The organism is Burkholderia sp. BCC0044 (genome assembly GCF_902832955.1).
Classification (GTDB): Bacteria; Pseudomonadota; Gammaproteobacteria; order Burkholderiales; family Burkholderiaceae; genus Burkholderia.
In genome coordinates this window covers 693,783-713,128 of record NZ_CADFDO010000004.1, presented here as the reverse complement: position 1 = coordinate 713,128, position 19,346 = coordinate 693,783, and the positions used below count along the sequence as shown (strand labels likewise).

Genomic DNA, 19,346 nt, shown 5'->3' with positions numbered 1-19,346 from the left:
TGCTTGATCGCGCGCTTGAGGTCGGCACGGGCAATGACGCCCGCGGCCGCCGCCTGGAGCCCCGATTCATGCCCGATGCGATCTTGTGTCCGTTATCCGTTCGTGAGCGATTCGGCGTCGCGCTCGGGCGCGCGTGGACGCCCGGACGGCGCGGCAGCGGCGCGCCGGACGCGTTTGCGCCGGCGATGGCCGGTGTCTTGCCGTCGACGCCGCTGCGCGCGCCCTGGCCGGCGTCCGCGCCGCCGCACGGCCGCTGGCCGGCCACCGTCGCCCGTGCGGGCGACGGCCAGTCCGGCGGCGGCTCGGGCGCCGCGCCGGGCCGCAGCGGCGAGCGCTCGACCGATGCGCCGGGCGGCGGGGGCGGCGACGACCATCCGCACGACGATCGCGGCGGCCGCACCGGCGGCGACGGGGACGGCAACAACGGCGACGGCGAACGCAAGCGGCCCGGCAAAAAGCCGCTGATCATCCTCGGCGCGGTGGTGTTCGTGCTGCTCATCGCCGGGTTCGTCTGGTGGTTCGCGACGCGCAACCAGGAAAGCACCGACGACGCATACACCGACGGCAACGCGGTCGCGGTCGCGCCGCACGTGTCCGGCTACGTGACGCGGCTCGCGGTCGACGACAACACGTTCGTGCGGCGCGGCGACGTGCTCGTCGAGATCGATCCGCGCGACTACCGCGCGCAGGTCGACGCGGCGCAGGCGCAGCTCGGTCTCGCGCAGGCGCAGCTCGATGCGTCGCGCGTGCAGCTCGACATCGCCCGCGTGCAGTATCCGGCCCAGTACCGGCAGGCGCGCGCGCAGATCGAATCGGCGGAAGCCGCGTACCGGCAGGCGCTCGCCGCGCAGGAGCGGCAGCGCACGGTCGATGCGCGCGCAACGTCGCAGCAGGCGATCGACGCGGCCGACGCGCAGCGCGCGACCGCCGACGCGAACGTCGCGATGGCCCAGGCGCAGGCGCGCACCGCGAGCCTCGTGCCGCAGCAGATCCGGCAGGCCGAAACGGCCGTCGAGGAACGCCGCCAGCAGGTGCTGCAGGCGCGCGCGCAGCTCGAGACGGCCAACCTGAACCTGTCGTACTGCGAGATGCGCGCGCCGTCCGACGGCTGGGTCACGCGGCGCAACGTGCAACTGGGCACGTTCCTGCAAGCGGGCACGTCGATCTTCTCGATCGTCACGCCGCAGGTATGGATCACCGCGAATTTCAAGGAGTCGCAGCTGGAGCGGATGCGTATCGGCGATCACGTCGACGTGTCGGTCGACGCGTATCCCGATCTCGACCTGCATGGCCATGTCGACAGCCTCCAGCTCGGCAGCGGCTCGCGCTTCTCCGCGTTCCCGACCGAGAACGCGACCGGCAACTTCGTGAAGATCGTGCAGCGCGTGCCGGTGAAGATCGTGCTCGACGGCCCGCTGCCGAACCGTCCGCCGCTCGGTCTCGGCCTGTCGGTCGTGCCGACCGTCCACCTGAAATGACCGGCCGCCGTGCCGCGACCGGTCTCGACCGGAGCGATCCGATGCCCGACACCCGCATGCCGTCCCCGCCGCGCGAGGCCCGCCGATGAACCGGCCGCCCGACCGCAGCGGCGCGTCCGGCGGCGCATGGCGTCCCGCCGCGAACCCGTGGCTCATCGCGATCGTCGTCACGCTCGCCGCGTTCATGGAAGTGCTCGACACGACGATCGTCAACGTCGCGCTGCCGCACATCGCCGGCACGATGTCGGCGAGCTACGACGAGGCGACCTGGACGCTCACGTCGTACCTCGTCGCAAACGGCATCGTGCTGCCGATCTCGGGCTTCCTCGGGCGCATGCTCGGCCGCAAGCGCTACTTCCTGCTGTGCATCGCCGCGTTTACCGCGTGCTCGTTCCTGTGCGGCGTCGCGACCAACCTCGGTGAACTGATCGTGTTCCGCGTACTGCAGGGGCTGTTCGGCGGCGGGCTGCAGCCGAACCAGCAGTCGATCATCCTCGATACGTTCCCGCCCGAGCAGCGCAACCGCGCGTTCTCGATCTCGGCGATCGCGATCGTCGTCGCGCCGGTGCTCGGGCCGACGCTCGGCGGCTGGATCACCGACCATTTCTCGTGGCGCTGGGTGTTCCTGCTCAACGTGCCGATCGGCGCGCTGACCGTGCTCGCGGTGATGCAGCTCGTCGAGGATCCGCCGTGGCGGCGCGGCGCCGAGCGCGGGATCTCGATCGACTACATCGGCATCGGGCTGATCGCGATCGGGCTCGGCTGCCTGCAGGTGATGCTCGATCGCGGCGAGGACGAGGACTGGCTCGGCTCGAACTTCATTCGCGTCTTCGCGGTGCTGTCGGTGCTCGGGCTGGTCGGCGCGACGCTGTGGCTGCTGCGCACGAAGAAACCGGTGGTCGACCTGTCGTGCCTGCGCGACCGCAATTTCGCGCTCGGCTGCGTGACGATCGCGACGTTCGCGGCCGTGCTGTACGGCAGCGCGGTGATCGTGCCGCAGCTCGCGCAGCAGCGTCTCGGCTATACGGCGACGCTCGCGGGGCTCGTGCTGTCGCCCGGCGCGCTGCTGATCACGCTCGAGATTCCGCTCGTGAGCCGGCTGATGCCGCACGTGCAGACGCGCTATCTGGTCGGGTTCGGCTTCGTGCTGCTGTGCGCTTCGCTGATCTATTCGCGCACGCTGGTGCCGGACATCGACTACACGCACCTGATGTTGATTCGCTGCGCGCAGTCGCTCGCGATCGGCTTCATGTTCGTGCCGATCACGACGCTCGCGTATCTGACCGTGCCGCAGCGGCTCAACGACGATGCGTCCGCGCTGTTCACGATGTTCCGCAACGTCGCGGGCTCGATCGGCATCTCGGTGTCGACCGCGCTGATCCGCGAGCGCACGCAGGCGCGCATGGCGCATCTGTCCACGCACATGTCGACGCTGTCGCAGAACTTCCAGGACGCGCTGCAGGAGAACGCGCGCGCGATCGGCGCGCTGACGGGCGCGCCGCCGTCGGCCGCGCTGCAGACGGCGAGCGGGCGGCTGTACCAGACCTTCATCGAACAGGCGACGATCCTCGCGTATATCGACGTGTTCGCGATCCTCGCGGTGTTCTGCGCGTTCAGCATTCCGCTGACGTTCCTGTTCTCGCCGGCGAAGGCCGCGGGCGGCGCGGGAGGGCATTGACGATGACGATGCACCGACTCGGCCGTCGCCGACATTCGCCACGAGCATGCGGGATCGCCGCGATGCTCGCCGCCTGCGCGGTGCTCGCGGGCTGTACCGTCGGGCCGGATTTCAAGCCCCTGCAGGCCGAGGCGCCGGCCAACTGGCATGACTTGCAGGCCGCGGACGCGGCATCGCCGGCATCGGGCGCATCGGCTGCATCAGCGGCGGCGGTGGCATCGGCCCCCGGCGCGCGGGCGCCGTCATCGCCGGTGACGAGCGCCGATCCCGATCCGCGCTGGTGGCGCGCATTCGGCGATCCGCTGCTCGACCGGCTCGTCGAGCGCGCCGCGCACGACAACCTCGACGTGCAGGCCGCCGTGCTGCGTATCGCGCAGGCCCGCGCGCAGGTCCGCGCGGCCGCCGCCCAGGGTTTGCCTGACGTGCGCGCGAGCGCGAGCTATCAGCGCGAACAGCTCGGCCTGAAAGGCATCGTCGAGGAGCAGGGCATCGACCAGCGCGTCGATCGTCTCGGCGCGCCCGGCTCGCCGCTCGACCGGTTCGGGCCGGGCACCGGCGCGAGCGTGCAGCAAGGGGCGCGCGGCGCGCTCGATGCGCTCGAAGCGCCGGTCAACCTGTGGCAGGCCGGGTTCGACGCTTCGTGGGAGCTGGACCTGTTCGGCCGCGTGCGCCGCTCGGTCGAAGCGGCCGGCGCCCAGACGAGCGCGGCGGTCGCGAGCCGCGACGACGCATTGCTGTCGCTCGAGGCCGAAGTCGCGCAGACCTATCTGCAACTGCGCGGCGCGCAAGCGCAGCGCGCGCTGGCCGACGACCTGCAACGCGCACAGCGCGGCCTGCTCGACCTGACGCGCGAGCAGGCCGCGCACGGTCTCGCGAGCGATCTCGACGTGCGCAGCGCCGAGGCCCGGCTCGCGCAGATCCGCGCGCAACTGCCGCAGTTCGACCAGCAGATCGTGCTGCTGCGCAACGGTCTCGCGTATCTGGTCGGCGGCGCGCCGGGCGCGCTCGACGACTGGCTCGACGCGCCGCGCGCGTTGCCGGACGTGCCGCCGACCGTGCCGGTCGGGCTGCCGTCGACGCTCGCGCGCCGCCGCCCCGACATTCGCCGCGCGGAGGCCGAGCTGCATGCGGCCACTGCCGACGTCGGCGTCGCGGTCGCGCAGTTCTATCCGGACATCTCGTTGACCGGGCAGGTTGGGCTGCGCGCGTCGCACGTGCGCGAACTCGCGCACTGGTCGCATCTGTTCTATTCGTTCGGGCCGGCCGTCTCGTTGCCGATCTTCTCCGGCGGGCAGCTCGTGTCGAACCTGCGGCTGTCGCAGGCGCGCCAGGCCGAAGCGGCGCTCGCCTACCGGCAGGCGGTGCTCGTCGCGCTGCGCGACGTCGACAATGCGCTGGCCGTGTACCGCACCGACCAGACGCGCGCGGCTGCGCTGGACGATGCGGTGAAGGCCGAGCAGGGCGCGCTGGATCTCGCGCGCGATCGCTACCGGAAGGGGCTGTCGCCGTTCCTCGACGTGCTGGACGCCGAGCGGCAATGGTCGGAGGGGCGGCAGCAGGCCGAGCAGGGCGCGTTGCAGAAGACGACGGATCTCGTCGCGCTGTACAAGGCGCTCGGCGGCGGATGGGAGGCCGGCTCGGGCACGAACTCGGATGCGGATGCGGGTGCAGAGGCGGCACGCACCAGATAGCCGCAAGCGCGTGCCCGACATCGCGGGCCGCGCTCGCGCAACGTCGTTCGCCGGCCCACGCGCGACCTCAATCCCACGCGTGCTTGCTGAACTGATAACCCTTGGAACGAATCGTCTTGATCCGCTTCGGTTCGTTCGCATCGTCGCGCAGCTTGCGGCGCAGCTTAGAGATGCGGCCGTCGATCGAACGATCGAGGCCGTCGAACGCGATGCCGCGCAGCAGCAGCGTCAGGTCTTCCCGGCTGACCACCTCGCCCGCGCGGCACACCAGCGCCCACAGCAGGTCGAATTCGGTCGACGTCAGGCGCGGCATGCTGCCGTCGGGAAGATGCACGCGGCGATCGGCCCGGTCGATCGAGAACTTGCCGAACACGTATCGCTGAGGCGAATCCAGCACGGGCTCGCCCGCCGGCACGCGCGTGCGCCGCAACTGCGCCTTGATCCGCGCGAGCAGCAGGCGCGGCTCGAACGGCTTGCGGAGAAAGTCGTCCGCGCCGAGTTCCAGGCCGAGCAATTCGTCGAACGGTTCGTCGCGGCCCGTCACCATGATCACGATGCCGTCGTAGTGCATGCGCGCCTCGCGGCAGATCTCGAAGCCGTCCTTGCCCGGCAGGTTGATGTCGAGCAGCACGAGGTCGGGGCGGCTCGCGACGATCGCCGGCACCGCGCCGGCGCCGTCGAACAGCGTGTCCACCTGATAATGATGCTTGCGCAGATAATCGGCGATCAGCGCGGACAGCGGGGCGTCGTCTTCGACGAGCAGGATTCGGATGGGCATCGGTGAGCGAAGGGGCAAAACGGGAAGGTGGCGAGCGGTCGGGCCCAGTCCGAACGCGTCGTGGCCGAAGCGACGTGGATGATACTGCTCGACATTCCGACGGAATGTGACGAAATCTGGATCGTTCGGTGAGCTTAGCTATGGGCAAGTCGCCGCCGCCGGATGGCAAGCGCGGGGCGGGCCGCGCCGCGCCGCGTGTGAGGTCGAAACGGGTCGAGGCGAGATCCGGCGCGGCGCTCGCGACGATGTGCGGGCACGCATCCTTCAGACGAAAACGTTTGCGCCGATCCGACGTCAGCGAACCACGCTCGCACCGGCCGAACCCAGGCCAGGCAAGGTTAGTCGACATATCATTACAAAATATTACCGACGTTAGCGCGTATCGCTCCCTACAATTCCCGAACCTGACTTACGCGCCTCGCATACTGCGATGGCGTCGGTTTCCCGGTCGCATCGACTGCCTGCTTCGACGACACGTCGAGTCATGTTGCTTGCGTGCGCAACCGGATGCATGCGGGTCGGATCGATGCCGCGCCGGCTCCCGACGCGCGAGGCAAGCGGGCAGTAAGCATGATTCGCGGGATTCACGGGGAAGCGAAATGACGTCGTTGCAAATCGTCCTGAGTCTCGAGGCGCTCACGCATGCGATCGAAACCGCGGTGGCGCGTGCCGACTGGAACGAGGCCGTCCGGGCCGCCGAGATGCGCTCGGCGTTTATCGTTGCGCTCGCACCCGATCAGCCGGACGCGGTCGTGTCGGCGCTGATGAAAGTGCAGGAGATCGATGTCCGGATTTCCACCGTCGCGCGCGAAACGCTGGAGGCGCTCATCGCGGAGGGCTGGACGGCATTGCGCGCGAGCCGCGCGGCGACGAACGCGCTGAGGGCGCGGCAACAGTCGTTCGACGCCGGCACCGCGCCCACGCGACACTAAGATTCGTATCCTTCGGTGGTTACATGAAATTCAAAAAACGGACGAGTCACGTCGATGCAACACGATGGTTCGCCGACGGCGACCACGAACGGGTAGAGCGCCGTCACGGCAGGTGGATGGTGGCGACGCCGGAAGGCTGGCGGGCGGTGAAGCCGGGCGACTGGATCCTGCGCGATGAATGCGGCAACTGCTGGCCGATGGACGACGCCCTCTTCATGCGTTGCTACGAACCGGTAGCCGACTGACACGGCCGCCGGTTCGCCGCGCCTATCGGCACTTGCGCGAAAACATCAGCGATTCGGCGTCGTTGAAGCGGATGCGCCGCGGCTCGCCGTAACCGGCTTTCTCCGCGACCCGGATCGATGCGACATTCGTCGGCGCGATCAGGCACACGCTGCGCTCGAATCGCTGCTGCGCGTCGAGCCACGCGAGCGCGGCCGTGAGCGCCTCGGTCGCATAGCCATTGCCTTGCGCCCACGTCGCGAGCGCCCAGCCGGCTTCGGGCACGCCGCGAATCGGCGGCTCGATGTTGCGGTGGAAATCCGCGAAGCCGAGATCGCCGACGTAACGCCCCGACGCCTTTTCTCGAATCGCCCAATACCCATAGCCGAGCAGCGGCCACAGCCCGCGATACGCGAGCATGCGCATCCACGAGTCGCGCGGCGTGGAAGGCGTGCCGTTGAAGATGTGTGCGACGACGCCGGGCTCCGCCCACATCGCGGCGAGCGCGTCGAAGTCACCGAGCGGATGGCCTTCGAGGATCAGGCGCGGTGTGTCGAGAATGGGCGGGGACGAGACGGGCGGCAGGGCGCTGAATGTCATCGGGCGTTCCATGAGGAAGGGACGGCGACGCAGCGCGCCGCGCTTGGGTTCCGTACGATACCGCGGAACAGCGACGCGGATGCAATTCCCCGTCCGCATCGGGGCAGGCGACCGCATCGCGCGGATGGCCGGAATCCGGCGGTGCCCGCACGGACCAGTTCGCGTGACGACGACGTCGCGGTCCCGCGCATCAGGCGGGCGTCGACGAATGCGGGCCGTTCGCCGCCGCGTAGCGAACGCCTGCCGCGAATACTAACCGCAGCGAGCCATCGGCCCGCTTCCAGACGACGGCCATCGACGCGCCCGCGTGTTGCGCACGACGCGGGATCGCGCCCGTGCCGGATGGCGATTACTTGCGGCTCTTCAGGAAACTGCGACCGTGCGCGGTGATCGACGCGCCGGAGCGCCCGTTCGCCGCATGGCTGACGAAGCCCGCGCCGACGAGTTCCTGTTCGACCGACCAGCCGAGCGCCGGCGCATCGCGGCCGTAGCGGACATCGGCGAGGCGTTCGAGCGCCCAGATCGCGGAGGCCGACAGGTTGGGGGTGTTGGACGTGAGAGTGTCGTTCATCGCTTCCTCGGGAAATGGCGTTTCGGGGTGGACGGCACGCGGCCGCGGGATCGGCGGCGCGCGTGTCAGCTTGCCTGGAGCAACGGCAGCAGCGCGTGCAGCGCCGCTTCCTCATCGGGGCCGGTGGCGAGCACCTGGGCCGACGTGCCGCCGTGAACCTGCAGCGACGCGATCGCGCCGCTGTCTTTTGCGTTGCTGCTGTGCCCGTTCGCGATCAGCTGGATGTCGCTGTCGAAGCGGCGTGCCGCGTCGACGGTCGCGTCGCGCGCGGCATGGCCGCGATTGCGGTTCCATGCAGGGCCGATTTCAACGTACACGACGGTTGCCACGATGCTGGAAAGCCTCCGGACAAGTGGGCGGGCGGTGCGCGACATGCATGGTTGCGCACGTGTCGCGGACATCGGGCGGCCGCCGTGTCACGATTTCCCGCAGGGTCGTGGGCCGCCGGCCGGGCGGATTGCACGCGCCATTCGGCGCGAACTTGCCGACATCCGCTGCGAAGGCGCATTCAAGTTCGCGGATTGTCGCAAAGTGGACGATTATAATGCATCGGCTGGATCATGTGAATTGCATTATAATGCCGTGTGCGCCGATGCCGGCCCGCGGCACTGCCGGCGGGCGCATCGCCGCGCATCCGGGCGCGCAACCTGCTCGCCCGATATCGTCGACCGACCCGAACCCCTCCCCGAATGGAAGCTGCAATGAACGCCCCCGCCTGCCCGCAATGCGCGATGGAAAACACTTACCCGGACGGCGCGCTGACCGTGTGCGCGGACTGCGGCCATGAATGGTCGGCCGACGCGGCCGCCGACGCCGGCGACGAACCGGCGGGCGACGTCGTCAAGGACGCGAACGGCAACGTGCTGTCGGACGGCGATTCGGTCGTGCTGATCAAGGACCTGCGCGTGAAGGGCTCGTCGATCACGCTGAAGATGGGCACCAAGGTCAAGAGCATCCGGCTCGTCGGCGGCGATCACGAAGTCGACTGCAAGACCGACATGGGCGGCTTCATGCTGAAGGCGTGCTATCTGAAGAAGGTCTGAGCGCACGGTCAGGCGACCGCTGCATCCGCATTTTCAGCCGCTGCTTTTTCAGCCCATTACCCGCACATGGCCGAGGATCGAACTTCCTACGACGCGTACACCAGGTTCCTGGCGACGCCGCTGAACGACGGCCGGCCGTTCGTGCTGGAGACGCAGCATGCGGTCTCGCTGCACTTCGATCATTTGGGCACCCAGAGCTTCATGTCGCTGCGCGACCCGGTGCGGCTGGCGCTCGGCTATACGCGCGTGATGATGGGTTTCCTGCTGTTGCAGCCCGAGCCCGCACACATCTGCATGCTCGGGCTCGGCGGCGGGTCGCTCGCGAAATACTGCTACCGCCATCTGCCCGGCACGTCGATCGACGCGGTCGAGATCAACCCCGACGTGATCGCGTTGCGCGACGTGTTCAGGATTCCTGCCGACGACGCGCGCTTTCGCGTGATATGCGCCGACGGCGCGGATCATCTGGAACGGGCGGATGTGCGCACGAACGTGATCCTGCACGATGCGTTCGTCGCCGACGGTATGCGCGGCCGCTGTACGGGCGGCGCATTCCTCGATGCGTGCCGCGCGCGCCTGAGCGAAGCCGGCGTGCTCGCGATCAACTTCATGGACGACGATCCGGCCTTGCCGCAGCATCTCGAGCAACTGCGATCGGTATTCGGTTCGTCGTATGCGCTGGTGCCGTGCGGCGACGACAACAACTTCGTTGCATTCGCATGGAAGGACGGCAGCCGGCTGCCGTCGTTGCGTATCCTGCTGGAGCGGGCGCTCGGGTGCGCGCAGGCCGGCGAACTGAAGCTCGCTGCCACCGCGAGGCGCATGAAGCACGGCGAGGGCATCGATTCGCGGCGGCTGGTGTGGCGCGCGCAGTCGCACGCACGGTGGGAGATCGGCGCGTAACGGCGTCGGGCTTACGTCGGGCAGGCGCCGCGCGGCCCGTGCCGCCGCGCTTACTTCACACGTTTGCCGATCGCGCTCCGGGTCTTGTACGTGACGCCATGCCGGTCGAGATATTCGCGGATCAACTGCCGCACCACTTGCGACGGCGTAAGATCCTGCTCCGCGCAGAGCATCTCGAAGGCTTCCTTCTTCGCGGGATCGATCAGGACGGTCAGGCGGGCGGTTTTCGTTTCCATGACGGGGCGAGGGTGGTCGATATGTTAATCAAATTATAATCGATCCACTTCCGGCTTGATCGCCGGAAGCACCGGAAGCGCCGCCCGTGGCGCGACGCGATCAGCGTTTGCTGCGCAGCAGCGCGAGCAGGTCGTCGATCACCGGCACGATGGCGAGCGTGACGAGCACCGCGGCGAGCGGCACGGTCGATACGTAGCCTACGTGCTTGAAGCCGATCGCGCCGGCCAGGCCGCCGACGAAGAACGACGCGAGCATCGTCGCGTGGATCCGCAGTTTCGAACGGTTGGCGGTCACCGCGTGCGCGTCGACGTCGATGGCCGACCGGTTCCAGTAGAACAGCTTGCCGAGCTCGATGCCGAGGTCGGTCACGATGCCCGTCATGTGCGTCGTACGGATCTCCGCGCCGGACAGCTTCGTGATCGTCGCGTTCTGCAGCCCCATGATGAAGCACAGCAGCGTCACGGTCACCGGCACGAAGAACGTTTCCCACAGCGCGAGGTGGCTGCCGAGCAGCCCGAACAGCAACAGCAGCGCGGCTTCGACCAGCAGCGGCAGCATGAACTGGCTGTGCAGGCCGCGGCGGCGCCCCCAGTTGACGAGGATCGCCGAGCAACCGGCGCCGATCAGGAACGAGCCCAGCGAGCTGATGCCGGCGAGCGCGAGCCGCACGTCGCCGAGCGCCGTCTGGTCGGCGATCGCCGAAACGATGCCGGTCATGTGCGACGTGTATTGCCTGACCGCGAGAAAGCCGCCGGCATTGGTCGCGCCGGCGACGAACGCGAGCGACACCCCGAGCTGGCGGTTCGCGGTCGCGCTGCGGTGTTTTCCCGTCAGGCTTCGGAAGTACTGCGCTGGCATAAGGGCGTCGCTCGATCGTCGCGGATTCGCGGGTACAGGCGGAAAACGGGCGCCGGGCGACGTGACGGGCACGCCGCTTGCACCGGATACCGGAGCCGTCGAATCATGTGATGAACATGATAATGTCGTTATCATACTCTGTTGGCCGGATGGTGCTTTCAGTACAATGCTGCAAGGCGCCGCCGGCTGGCTGTTGCGCTGCCGCGCGGCGCGCGCTTGCGATCCCTTCTGCCCACCGCTTCATGACCCCGATCAAGTTCATCCTTCGCTACACGGCGATCCCGTTCACGGCCATCGTCGCCGTGGTGGTCTGGACTGTCATACCATCGTCGAAAGAGATCGATGCGAGACAATACGCGGCGCTGTCGCGCGCGTACGCGAGTTTCCCGCTGCCGTTCCGGCGCGAGATCTCGGACACGATGGCGCACGGCACGATCAACGACCGGCGCTACCAAACGCTGGTGCGCGATTCGCTGGGCAACGGCGTCGCGTTGGACTGGCCGGCGTCGGGCGTCGGCGGCGTCGCCGACGAGCGGCAAAAACTGGCCGAACTGATTCAGGCCGATTCGGATCTTCAAAGGCAACGGCAATGAAAACCCTGCTGGTTTCTGTGGCATTCGCGATGATCATCGCGAGCCTGATCTTCGCGCTGTACTTCATGAATCACGATCGCGGCAAATCCAAGCGGATGGCGTGGTCGCTCGCCGCGCGCGTCGGGTTGTCGGTCACGCTGTTCCTGTCGCTGCTGATCGCGTACAAGCTCGGCTGGATCGAGCCGACCGGGTTGCCGATCGGGCGGTGACGCGCGGTTGTCGCGTGGGCGCCGGGCAGTTCGATCCCGCGCGATATCGCACCGCGGTGGGCCTGACGGCGAGAACCGGCGATCGATCAGCCCGGCGCGGCGGTTCGACGCGGGCGGGCAACCGTCATGCGAGCGCGGCGAGGGTGGGGGCGGTGGCCGCGCCGGGCAGCGTCGGCAGTGCGTCGAGGAGCGACGCGGTGTACGGATGCGACGGCGCGTCGAATACCTGCGTGACCGGCCCGCTTTCGACCACGCGACCGCGCCGCATCACGAGAATCCGGTCGGCCACGTGATGCACGACGCCCAGGTCGTGCGAGATGAACAGCATCGCGGTGCCGTGTTCGGCCTGCAGATCGGCGAGCAGGTCGAGCACTTGCGCCTGGATCGACACGTCGAGCGCGCTGACCGGTTCATCCGCGACGAGCAGCGCCGGGTTGGACGCGAACGCGCGCGCGATCGCGACGCGCTGCCGCTGGCCGCCGGACAATTCGCGCGGATAACGGTCGAAGCACGCGGCCCCGAGCTGCACTTCGTCGAGCAGTTGCAGCACGCGGCGGCGGCGTGCGTCGCCATGGATACCTGCCGCGTCGAGCCCTTCGCCGATGATCCGGCCGACTGAATAGCGCGGGTCGAACGAACTGTACGGGTCCTGCGCGATCAGTTGCAGCCGCGCACGGCGGGCGCGCCGCGCGGCTTCCGGGATGCCATTCCACGGCTGACCGTCGAGCGTGACGGTGCCGGCGTCGGGTTCGACGAGCCCGAGCACGATCCGCGCAACCGTCGATTTGCCGGAGCCGGATTCACCGACGATGCCGAGCGTCTCGCCGCGCGCGAGCGAGAACGACACGCCGTCGACGGCGGGCGGCGCATCGCGGCCGCCATAGCGCTTCGTCAGCGCGTCGACGGCCAGCACCGGGGCCTGCGTGTCGATGCGCTTCGGCGGCAGCGGAGCGCGCTCGGCGCTCGCGAGCCGGAACCCGCGCGACTCGGCAGTCGGAATTGCCGCGAGCAGCGCACGCGTGTACGGATGCGTCGGTGCGCTCAGCACGTCGCGTGCCGGCCCCTGTTCGACGACCTCGCCCGCGCGCATCACGAGCACGCGATCGGCCAGGTCCGCGACCACCGCGAGGTCGTGGCTGATCAGCAGGATCGCGTCGCCGGCGTCCCGACGCGCACGCAGCAGCGACAGGATCTGGCGTTGCACGGTCATGTCCAGCGCGGTGGTCGGCTCGTCGGCAATCAGCAGCGACGCGCCGCCCGCGATGGCGGTGCCGATCAGCACGCGCTGCCGCAAGCCGCCCGACAACTGATGCGGATACTGCGGCAGCCGCCGCTCCGGATCGTCGATGCCGACCGAGCGCAGCAGGTCGGCGCTGCGCGCGGCGACGTCGCGCCGACGCGTATCGTGCAACGCCTCAGCGACGAGGTCGCGCACGCGCCACAGCGGGTCGAGCGACACCAGCGCATCCTGCAGCACGTAGCCGATCCGGCGGCCGCGTATCGCGCGCCAGTCGCGCTCGCGATGGCCGCGCGCATCGATGCCGGCGATCTCGAACCGGGCGGCGTCGATCACCGCATGCGGGCCGTTCAGCCCGACCAGACTGCGCGCGGTGACCGACTTGCCGGAGCCCGACTCGCCGACGAGCGCGACGCATTCGCCGGCATGCACGGCGAGATCGAGCGGTCCGACGACGGCCTGCGTTCCTCGCGGCCCGCGAAATCCGATCGTCAGACGTTCGATGCGGGCCAGCGGCGCGGCGGTGGAAGTCGTTGCACGCGCAACGGCATCGGATGTGCTCATGCTGTCTCCCGGTGTTCGAAGCGCGCCTGCCAGTAGCCGCCGAGCGCATTCACGGCGATCACGGCCGCGGTGATCGCGAGGCCGGGCCATACCGCGATCCACCACGCGTTGTACAGATAGTTGCGGCCTTCGGCGAGCATCAAGCCCCATTCCGCGGCGGGCGGCTGCGGCCCCATCCCGAGAAAGCTCAGCCCCGACGTGCCGATGATCGCCGTGCCGAGCCCGATCGTCGCGAGCACCGGCACCTGCGCGATCGCATGCGGCAACACGTGCCGCCACACCAGTACCGCCGGCGCGAGGCCGAGCGTGCGCGCGTGCTCGACATAGCCGGACGCCGCGACGACGAAGGTTTGCGCGCGCACCACGCGTGCGAAGCGCGGCACCGACGCGACGCCGAGCGCGAACACGAGGTTGACCGCGCCGGGGCCGGTGAACGAAATCAGCATCAGCGCGAGCAGCAGGTCGGGAAACGCGGAGACGACGTCGAGCACGCGCGTGATCAGCTCGTCGAGCCAGCCGCGCGCGAGGCCCGCGAACAGCCCGAGCGCGGTGCCGAACAGCGTCGCGACGCCGATCGCGGCCGCGCTGATCGACAGCGAGTAGCGCGCGCCATACACGACCCGCGAGAAGATGTCGCGGCCGAGCTGATCGGTGCCGAGCCAGTGCTCGGCGCTGCTGCCGAGCTGCGCGGACAGCGGATCGGCCGCCAGCGGATCGTAGTGCGCGAGCCAGCCGGGTGCGACGACGGCGACCGCGTTCAGCAGCAGATAGACGGCGGCGAGCGCGAGGCCCGGATGGCGGCGCAGCCAGCCGGCGGCGGCGAAGGTTGCGGGCGTGCGCAACGTGAAGTCGATGGGCGTGGACATCGAAGTCTCCGGTTCAACGCGGTGCGCGGCGGTCGCGCAGGCGGGGATCGATCAGCAGGTACAGCAGGTCGACGGCGGTGCTGAGCGCGACGTAGATGGCCGCCGACAGGATCGCGATCGCGAGGATCACCGGCATGTCCTTCGACAGCACCGCGTCGACCGTCACCTTGCCGAGGCCGGGCCGGCCGAACACCTGCTCGGTGATCACCGCGCCGCTCAGCAGGCCGCCGACGAGCCAGCCGGCGAGCGTGACGGCCGGCAGCGCCGCGTGGCGCAGCGCATGGCGCACGCGCAGCGCGAGCCCGCCGATACCCCACGAACGCACGGTGAGCGCGTACGGTTCGTCGAGCGCGCGCTCGATGCCTTGCCGCAGCACGCGGCCGATCACCGCGCCCTGCGCGAGCCCGAGCGACAGCGCGGGCAGCACGAGCGACGCGAAGCCGCGATCGCCGGCCACCGGGAACAGCTTCAGCGTGAAGCTGAACACGAACAGCAGCATGATGCCGAGCCAGAACGACGGCGTCGACGCGAGCAGCAGCTCGACGCCCGATGCCGCACGCCCGGCCCAGCGGCGGCCGGCCGTCAGCACCGCGAGGCCGACCGCGAACACGATCGTCACGACCAGCGCCGCGCCCGTCAGTTTCAGCGTCGGCCAAAGCTGGCCGAGCACGAGCGGCGCGACGTCGGTGTTCAGGATGTACGAGCGGCCGAACTCGCCGTGCAGCACGCGCCACAGGTAATGCACGTATTGCAGCGCGAGCGGCTCGTCGAGTCCCCATTCCTGGCGGATCGCGGCTTCGATCTCCGGCGTGCTCAACTGCTCGCCGATCAGGATGCCGACGATGTCGCCGGGCGCGAGATGCACGGCCGCGAACGACAGCGTGACCGCGGCCCACAGCACGAGCGCGCCGGTGGCGAGCCGCGTCGCGATCGGCGAACGCAGCCAGCGGCGCCACGCGGCCGGCTGCGGCGCGGCAGGCGCCGCGTCCGGGACGGCGACGAAAGCGGACGACGGACGGTTCATGGTCGACTCTCCTGTCGGGGTGGCGCGATGGGCGATGCGAGGCAGGCCGACACGCGTCGGCTTACTTCTTCACCCACACGTCGTACGGGTTTTCGGGCATCTGCGCGAACGAGCGGAAGCGCAGCCCCTGGACCGCCTTCGCGGCGGCGATCTGGTCTTCCGGCTCGTACAGCGGCAGCGCGTACGCCTGCTCGTTGATCGCGAAGTGCTGCAGCTCGCCGTACAGCTTCTTGCGCTCGGCGACGTTCTGCGTGCGCGCGGCCGCCTGCAGCCAGCGCGTCAGCTCGGGCGCCGCCGCGCGGCTGTAGTTCAGCGCGCCGCCGCGATCGACGGGCAGGTAGTGGCCTTCGATGTCGATGCCGTCCGGCGGCGTGTTCGAGTTCGCGATCGAGCCGAACTTGCCGCTCTTGCGCGCCTCGACGTATGTGCCGTCGTCGACGTACTGAATCTTCAGGTCCACGCCGAGCCGTTGCCGCGCCTGCGCCTGCAGCGCTTGCAGCAGCACGTCGCGCTGATCGCGCACGGTCGCCTGCGCCTGGACGACCGCGATCGTCAGTCGCTCGCCGTTCTTCGTGCGGTAGCCGCCGCTATCGCGCGCGCTCCAGCCGGCTTCATCCAGCAACTGGTTCGCGAGCTGAGGGTGGTTGCCGTAGGTCTTTTCGATCGACGCGTCGTAGAACGGATCGATCGGCGACGTGATGCCCCAGGCGCGCGTGCGCTCGCCGCGGTAGATCGACTGCACGATGCCGGTCGTGTCGAGCCCTTCGAGCAGCGCGCGGCGCACCTTCACGTCTTGCGTCGGGCCGTAGCCGACGTTCAGGAACAGCGAGTACGGCGTGCCGGTGTTGAGCGCGCGGCGGTAGGTGAAATCGGCGTTCTTGCGGATCAGCGCGGCGTCGTTGCCCGACACGCCCTCGATCACGTCGACCTGGCCGGACAGCAGCGCGCCGGTGCGGACCGACGATTCGGGCAGGAACCGGTAGACGACGCGATCGAGATACGCGGGGCCCTGGTGGCCGGCCGTCGGCGGCGCCCAGCGATAGTCGGGATTCTTCGCGAACTCGATTTCCTGGCCCTTCACGTAGCGGCGCAGGATGAACGGGCCGGTGCCCGCGATGTCGGGGCCGCCCGATTTCAGGCCGGGCCGGTCGAATGCGTTCGGCGACAGCAGCGGCAGCCGGCCGGCGAAGGTCAGGAACGGCGCATACGGCGCGTCGAGCGTGACGACGACCGTGTGCTCGTCCGGCGTCTTGACGTCCGCGACGTGCGAGATCAGCCGCGCGAGCTGACTGCCGGCCGCATACGACAGTTCGCGTGCGTTCAGGAAATTGCGGGCGACGGCCTTCGCGTCGAATGGCGCGCCGTCGGTGAACTTCACGCCGTCGCGCAGCGCGAACGTATAGGTCTTGCCGTCGGCGGAGACCTTGTAGCCGGTCGCGAGCCACGGCACGTAGCTGCCGTCGGGCTTCTGCGCGAGCAGGCTTTCGTACGCGTTGCGCAGCAGCAGCTCGACCTTGTCCTGGCCGTTCAGTTGCGGGTTCAGCGTGCGGGGTTCGGTTTCGACGCCCCAGGTCAGCGTGCCGCCGGAGACGGGCGCGCCCTGCGCGAACGCCGCATGCGGCAGTGCGAGTGCGAGCAGCAGCGCGGCCGATACGGTGCGGCGCGACGCGCGCAGCGCGGAATCCGGAAATGCGAATGTCATGCGAGAAAGCCTTTTACGAGGTGGTAGCGGTGGATGCGGTTCGCGTGGCTGCGTGGGCCGGCGCGTCACGTCACTTCATGCGTTCGCGTGGATGCGCAACGGGTTTCGGGCGGGATCGTCCGCCGCAGGATCAGCGTAGAGATCCGGGATCAGGATTTTTCTCAGCCAGACGAGCGGCGTGCCGAGCGCGTTCGTCGAGCGGTCGAACGGCTGGTAGCCGCCCCGCTCGTAATACGATTGCAACCACGGATGGTTGGTCGCGGTCGCGAGATACGTCGCGGGCGCCTTCACCTGTGACGCCAGGAACTGCGTCTCGACGTGCGCGATCAGTGCGTTGCCGAATCCCTGCCGCTTGAACGCGGGGGCGACCGCGAACCAGTGCAGGAACGGATAGGGCGTGCGATGGCGTTCGCCGGATACCCACGGAAACCGCACGGTCAACGTGGCCGCGAGCGCCGGGCGGCCGGCGGGTGTCGCGTGTTCGAGCACGAATGTCGTTTCGCGCGCAACGGTCTGCGCGACGCGTTCGATCGGCGAGCGCGTGATCGTGAAGTGCACGCCTTGCGCCGCGAGCGGCGCGTAGGCGTCCTGCAGCAACGCATAGACGGCCGGCACGTCGTCCGCGCCGGCGATGCGGATCGTATCGGTCATGGCACGGTGCCCTCGAAGTCCGGTTGATGCGTGGTCGTGCGCGCGTGCGGGGCTCGCGCGTTCGATCCGCCGAGTGTGTCGCGCGCCGCCGCGGTGTCGTGATCGTCGTCGGCAGGTACGCCGGCGAGCAACCGCAGCGACGCAATCCGCGGCGCGGCATCGGCGACCGGCGTATCGACGACGAATTCGCTAATTCCGTGACGACGATGCAATGCGTCGAGCTCGCGCAGCACGTCGTCGCGCGTGCCGTGCACGATCCGCGTTTCGCGCGGCTCGATCCGGTGCGGGCCGCCGCCGGCCTGACGGATGTATGCATGCGCCTGTTCGAGGCTGCCGACGTTGACGGCGGGCGTGTCGCCCACCTGCACGCGAAAGCCCTGATGTCCGCTCGCGAGCTGCGCCGCCGCGTCGCGGGTGTCGGCGACGATCGCGGAGACGGCCAGCAGCGGCGTGCAGCCGCCCGACGCCTGGCGATAAGTGTCGAACGTTCGTTCCAGATCCGTCGCGGACGCATTCAGATGCGACGCGTAGACGAACGCCCAGCCGAGCCGCGCGGCGAGCGTCGCGCTTTCCGCGCTGGCGCCGAGCAGGAACGGTTGCGCGGGCTCGGGCGGGCGTGGCGTCGCGTGCAGCGCGGCGCCATCCTGACCGGCCGCGTCGGCTGTCGCCTCGTCGCCCTGGAGGTGGCGATTCAGTTCCTCGGCCAGATCGGCGAACGACGCGCGCCGCGCCGGATCGTAGCCGGCCTGCAGTGCGCGCGTCGACAGCGGCAGGCCGCCCGGCGCCTTGCCGATGCCGAGATCGACGCGGCCGGGCGCGAGCGACGCGAGCAGGTTGAAGTTTTCCGCGATCTTGTACGGACTGTAGTGCTGCAGCATTACGCCGCCCGATCCGACCCGAATGCGCCGCGTCTGCGCGAGCACGTGCGCGATCAGGATTTCCGGCGACGGGCATGCGAGCGCGGCGGTGTTGTGATGTTCGGCGAGCCAGTAGCGGTGATAGCCGGCCGCATCGGCGAAGCGTGCGAGCGATACGCTGCGCGCCAGCGCGTCGGCGGCGGTTTCGCCGGGCGCGACGGGGCTCTTGTCGAGCACGCTCAAGCGGAACGGCAATGCGGACAAAGCGGACAAATCGAAGTGGGAGCGGAGGGCGTCGAACGTCATGATGAAGCGATCGGCGCGGGTCGAAACGGCCTGATCAACGGATTTGGCATGCCGAATTATTTTGCGTCGACGTTCGCACGGTCAAACAATCAAGAAGAATATCGAAAGCCGAAAATATTCGTTCCGGCCGCCCGGGGGGCTTGCGTTATGGTCGTTGGCTGCGCGCCTCGCGGCGCGTGCGTGGAGCCTGTCCGACGGTCCGACGCGAGTCCGCTCGCCGTCGCGATGGCCGCCGGCATGCTCCGATTCTCCGACCGAACGGAATCACGAGGAATACGAATGAACGAGCAACGCGAACGACGTACGGCGCTCGCAGCGTGCCATCGCGCGACGACCGGAGCCGCGT

21 protein-coding genes are annotated in these 19,346 nt (G+C 69.1%); 9 read left to right on the top strand and 12 right to left on the bottom strand.

Annotated features, from left to right (window positions below; translation table 11 throughout):
- Window positions 1-68 precede the first annotated feature (68 nt).
- The 3 genes from HWX14_RS25935 (at window position 69) to HWX14_RS25925 (ending at window position 4,847) form a co-directional block, all read left to right on the top strand.
- Entirely contained in the window at window positions 69-1,478 is a 1,410-nt protein-coding gene (locus tag HWX14_RS25935; RefSeq protein ID WP_175885198.1) for an HlyD family secretion protein, read from the top strand.
- Window positions 1,479-1,563: 85 nt separating this feature from the next.
- The gene (locus tag HWX14_RS25930; RefSeq protein ID WP_175885197.1) at window positions 1,564-3,156 is read left to right on the top strand and encodes a DHA2 family efflux MFS transporter permease subunit; all 1,593 of its coding nucleotides are present in this window, start codon (window positions 1,564-1,566) and stop codon (window positions 3,154-3,156) included.
- A 62-nt stretch (window positions 3,157-3,218) separates the two neighbouring features.
- Window positions 3,219-4,847, top strand: coding sequence for an efflux transporter outer membrane subunit (locus HWX14_RS25925; RefSeq protein WP_244130339.1), 1,629 nt, complete (start codon window positions 3,219-3,221; stop codon window positions 4,845-4,847).
- Between the two features lie 67 nt (window positions 4,848-4,914).
- Here the strand turns inward: HWX14_RS25925 and HWX14_RS25920 are convergent, their stop codons facing one another.
- Window positions 4,915-5,625: a response regulator gene (locus tag HWX14_RS25920; RefSeq protein WP_175885195.1), complete on the bottom strand. Its 711-nt coding sequence runs from the start codon at window positions 5,623-5,625 to the stop codon at window positions 4,915-4,917.
- A gap of 599 nt (window positions 5,626-6,224) precedes the next feature.
- Between HWX14_RS25920 and HWX14_RS25915 the strand changes: the two genes are divergently transcribed.
- Both HWX14_RS25915 and HWX14_RS25910 read left to right on the top strand, forming a co-directional pair.
- Window positions 6,225-6,557 carry a hypothetical protein gene (locus HWX14_RS25915; protein ID WP_175885194.1) on the top strand — a complete coding sequence of 111 codons (333 nt, stop codon included), beginning with the start codon at window positions 6,225-6,227 and terminating at the stop codon, window positions 6,555-6,557.
- Between the two features lie 23 nt (window positions 6,558-6,580).
- Window positions 6,581-6,802, top strand: a complete 222-nt coding sequence (locus HWX14_RS25910) for a hypothetical protein (protein WP_175885193.1) — start codon at window positions 6,581-6,583, stop codon at window positions 6,800-6,802.
- 22 nt (window positions 6,803-6,824) lie between these two features.
- Here HWX14_RS25910 and HWX14_RS25905 read toward each other — a convergent pair whose 3' ends face one another.
- The 3 genes from HWX14_RS25905 to HWX14_RS25895 form a co-directional block, all read right to left on the bottom strand.
- Window positions 6,825-7,391, bottom strand: coding sequence for a GNAT family N-acetyltransferase (locus tag HWX14_RS25905; RefSeq protein ID WP_175885192.1), 567 nt, complete (start codon window positions 7,389-7,391; stop codon window positions 6,825-6,827).
- A gap of 337 nt (window positions 7,392-7,728) precedes the next feature.
- Window positions 7,729-7,950, bottom strand: coding sequence for a hypothetical protein (locus HWX14_RS25900; RefSeq protein ID WP_175885191.1), 222 nt, complete (start codon window positions 7,948-7,950; stop codon window positions 7,729-7,731).
- Window positions 7,951-8,015: 65 nt separating this feature from the next.
- On the bottom strand, window positions 8,016-8,279 hold the full coding sequence (locus HWX14_RS25895; protein WP_244130338.1) for an HPr family phosphocarrier protein: 264 nt from the start codon (window positions 8,277-8,279) through the stop codon (window positions 8,016-8,018).
- 372 nt (window positions 8,280-8,651) lie between these two features.
- Between HWX14_RS25895 and HWX14_RS25890 the strand changes: the two genes are divergently transcribed.
- Complete coding sequence (locus HWX14_RS25890) at window positions 8,652-8,993, top strand: zinc ribbon domain-containing protein YjdM (RefSeq protein ID WP_175885189.1); 342 nt, start codon at window positions 8,652-8,654, stop codon at window positions 8,991-8,993.
- A 66-nt stretch (window positions 8,994-9,059) separates the two neighbouring features.
- Complete coding sequence (locus tag HWX14_RS25885; protein WP_175885188.1) at window positions 9,060-9,896, top strand: spermidine synthase; 837 nt, start codon at window positions 9,060-9,062, stop codon at window positions 9,894-9,896.
- Window positions 9,897-9,946: 50 nt separating this feature from the next.
- Here HWX14_RS25885 and HWX14_RS25880 read toward each other — a convergent pair whose 3' ends face one another.
- Both HWX14_RS25880 and HWX14_RS25875 read right to left on the bottom strand, forming a co-directional pair.
- Window positions 9,947-10,132 (bottom strand): ribbon-helix-helix protein, CopG family, encoded by a 186-nt coding sequence (locus tag HWX14_RS25880; protein ID WP_006489181.1) that lies wholly within the window; start codon window positions 10,130-10,132, stop codon window positions 9,947-9,949.
- Between the two features lie 100 nt (window positions 10,133-10,232).
- Complete coding sequence (locus tag HWX14_RS25875) at window positions 10,233-10,991, bottom strand: YoaK family protein (RefSeq protein ID WP_175885187.1); 759 nt, start codon at window positions 10,989-10,991, stop codon at window positions 10,233-10,235.
- Between the two features lie 242 nt (window positions 10,992-11,233).
- Between HWX14_RS25875 and HWX14_RS25870 the strand changes: the two genes are divergently transcribed.
- On the top strand, window positions 11,234-11,584 hold the full coding sequence (locus tag HWX14_RS25870) for a hypothetical protein (RefSeq protein ID WP_060310533.1): 351 nt from the start codon (window positions 11,234-11,236) through the stop codon (window positions 11,582-11,584).
- Entirely contained in the window at window positions 11,581-11,793 is a 213-nt protein-coding gene (locus HWX14_RS25865; RefSeq protein ID WP_006489184.1) for a twin transmembrane helix small protein, read from the top strand. Before HWX14_RS25870 ends, HWX14_RS25865 begins: the two co-directional genes overlap by 4 nt.
- Window positions 11,794-11,917: 124 nt before the next feature.
- Here HWX14_RS25865 and HWX14_RS25860 read toward each other — a convergent pair whose 3' ends face one another.
- The 6 genes from HWX14_RS25860 to HWX14_RS25835 all read right to left on the bottom strand — a co-directional run bounded on the left by HWX14_RS25860 (window position 11,918) and on the right by HWX14_RS25835 (window position 19,000).
- Window positions 11,918-13,594: an ABC transporter ATP-binding protein gene (locus HWX14_RS25860; RefSeq protein WP_175885186.1), complete on the bottom strand. Its 1,677-nt coding sequence runs from the start codon at window positions 13,592-13,594 to the stop codon at window positions 11,918-11,920.
- Window positions 13,591-14,460: an ABC transporter permease gene (locus HWX14_RS25855; protein ID WP_175885185.1), complete on the bottom strand. Its 870-nt coding sequence runs from the start codon at window positions 14,458-14,460 to the stop codon at window positions 13,591-13,593. Before HWX14_RS25855 ends, HWX14_RS25860 begins: the two co-directional genes overlap by 4 nt.
- A 13-nt stretch (window positions 14,461-14,473) precedes the next feature.
- Window positions 14,474-15,484, bottom strand: a complete 1,011-nt coding sequence (locus HWX14_RS25850) for an ABC transporter permease (protein ID WP_175885184.1) — start codon at window positions 15,482-15,484, stop codon at window positions 14,474-14,476.
- A 61-nt stretch (window positions 15,485-15,545) separates the two neighbouring features.
- Window positions 15,546-17,186 carry an ABC transporter substrate-binding protein gene (locus tag HWX14_RS25845; protein WP_175885183.1) on the bottom strand — a complete coding sequence of 547 codons (1,641 nt, stop codon included), beginning with the start codon at window positions 17,184-17,186 and terminating at the stop codon, window positions 15,546-15,548.
- Window positions 17,187-17,261: 75 nt separating this feature from the next.
- Window positions 17,262-17,837: a GNAT family N-acetyltransferase gene (locus tag HWX14_RS25840; protein WP_175885182.1), complete on the bottom strand. Its 576-nt coding sequence runs from the start codon at window positions 17,835-17,837 to the stop codon at window positions 17,262-17,264.
- Window positions 17,834-19,000, bottom strand: a complete 1,167-nt coding sequence (locus tag HWX14_RS25835; protein ID WP_175885181.1) for an MsnO8 family LLM class oxidoreductase — start codon at window positions 18,998-19,000, stop codon at window positions 17,834-17,836. The genes HWX14_RS25840 and HWX14_RS25835 overlap by 4 nt, the downstream gene beginning before the upstream one ends.
- Window positions 19,001-19,346: the final 346 nt, after the last annotated feature.